Source organism: Pseudomonas sp. (assembly GCF_050739655.1).
Lineage (GTDB): Bacteria > Pseudomonadota > Gammaproteobacteria > Pseudomonadales > Pseudomonadaceae > Aquipseudomonas.
On sequence record NZ_JBOIBY010000045.1, the window covers coordinates 1 to 2,104 of the forward strand.

Here is a 2,104-nt window from a genome sequence, read left to right on the forward strand (position 1 = left end):
CTATGACGAGGAGCACCGCACGGATCTGGTGCACACCCTGTCGGTGTACCTGCACCACCACGGCAGTCACAAGCGATCCGCCCGGATGCTGCACCTGCACACCAACACTGTCGCCTACCGCGCTGCCCGCATCGAGGCGATCACCGGCCTGGACCTCGATGATCCCGACGACCGCCTGGTCGCCCACATCGCCGTCAAGATCATCGAATCCCAAGGCTCGGCGGCGATGTAGATTGTGGCGGCAGCACGATTCTACTTTAAATAGGACCATATAGAGACCGACTGCTTGCACATCCTCTATATTAGCTGTTTGTCGCGATATGAAAGTCGCTTTCGTGCTCGGTCGGACCTTTGCTATTGTCAGCGCGGCCCCTAAGGGCAATGCCACTAAGTTAAGGACTCGACCTGGGGAAACAGGCTGATGCTGCCCTCGAACCGCTCCGCACGTGCTTCGCGGTTCCGAGTAAGGTGATTCGGTGGCCCGAGGCGTTTCGGTGGCTCTGCGGCGAGATGACACGCGCGTTGAATCAGCGGTCATGTGGGTGGTGATTGCTTTAGGATTCTCGGTATGGTGAATGTGTTGGAGCTGGGGTCGGCGGGTGGTTCTTCGCGGTTGACCGATTCAATCTCACTCGGGGTATTGGCGGACATTCTTCCGCGGGATCTGATCGAGGAGGTGCTGGACGAGACAGGCCGACGCGAGCAGCGGTCCCGACGTCTTCCCGCCCACGTCATGGTGCGTTTCTGTCTCGCGATGTGCCTGTTCTACGATGACGATTACGAGGAAGTGATGCGCCAGCTCGTCGGGTCGTTGAAGGACATGGGGTCGTGGCGTGATGAATGGACCGTTCCCTCGACGTCGGCTATCACCCAAGCCCGGCAACGACTGAAAGTGGATCCGTTGCGAGTGCTGTTCCAGAGAACCGCTGTTCCGGTCGCCGGAAGAGGGACAAAAGGAGCCTGGTTGGGATCACGGCGATTGATGGCGGTCGATGGGTTCATGCTCGACATCGCCGACACTCCGGACAACGTCAAAGAATTCGGCCGTCTGGACGAAGGACCGAAAGCGAGCGCGTTTCCCCAAGCCCGTGTGGTGACTCTCGCCGAATGCGGCTCCCATGCCGATATTGCCGCATCATTTGGCCCGTGCAAGACCGATGAACGTGCCCTCCTGACTGGCATACTGGGTGCTCTCGAGCCAGACATGCTGGTCATCGCCGACCGCAACCTCTACAGCTTCGAACTCTGGACCCAAGCCCTCAGCACCGGAGCCGACCTGTTGTGGAGGGTCTCGGCCACAGTGACGCTCCCAGTGATCCAATCCCTGCCCGATGGGTCTTACCGCTCTCTCGTGATCAACCCAAAAATCACCGGAGCGCGGCGTGCGAAACTCATTGATCAGGTTCGCCATGGCCAGACAGTCCCCGCGAGCGCGGCGATACCGGTTCGCGTCATCGAGTACGAGATCCCTGATCGAGAAGGAAACAGTACAGGAGAGCTGATCTGTCTGATCACCTCGATCCTCGATCCCTCCGACGTGACTGCCACCGAGCTTGCCACTGCATACCACGAACGCTGGGAAAGTGAAACCGGATTCCGTGAAAAGAAAACCTACCTTCGTAGGTCGGGACGTGTGTTGAGGTCCAAGTCCCCGGAGATGGTACGCCAAGAGATCTGGGCGCTGCTGCTCACCCACTACGCAATCCGAAAACTCATGTGCCACGCCGCGGACGAAGCCGGTCTCGATCCCGACCGCCTCTCTTTCACGCGCTCACTTCGCGTCATCCGCCGCCAGGTCACCGACCAGGCGGATTTTTCCCCCTCGAAGACTGAAGAAAGCGATCAAAGCCACCATCGCGGAGATCCTTGAAAAACTAAACCACCGCCGACACCGCACCTACCCGCGCGTGGTCAAACGAGCCCGCCATAACTCCTACCGAGTCAAACGCGCTACGGATACCGGCACCAAACACGATGGACCACCAACCGTCGAACTACGCCGGATCGCCTAACTTAGTGGCATTGGGCCTCGACATGCCATCGTGTCGGTCATGGCCGCCACGATTCCTGCATGTCGCATCAGATCATGGTGATAGCTCACCCA

At 59.2% G+C, this 2,104-nt stretch carries 2 protein-coding genes; both read left to right on the plus strand.

Annotated features, from left to right (window positions below; genetic code table 11):
* Positions 1 to 232 (plus strand): helix-turn-helix domain-containing protein (locus ACRESJ_RS02610; RefSeq protein WP_431756503.1); only part of this gene is annotated, 232 nt, incomplete at its 5' end.
* Between the two features lie 327 nt (positions 233 to 559).
* The gene (locus ACRESJ_RS02615; protein WP_431756504.1) at positions 560 to 1,870 is read left to right on the plus strand and encodes an IS4 family transposase; all 1,311 of its coding nucleotides are present in this window, start codon (positions 560 to 562) and stop codon (positions 1,868 to 1,870) included.
* Positions 1,871 to 2,104: the final 234 nt, after the last annotated feature.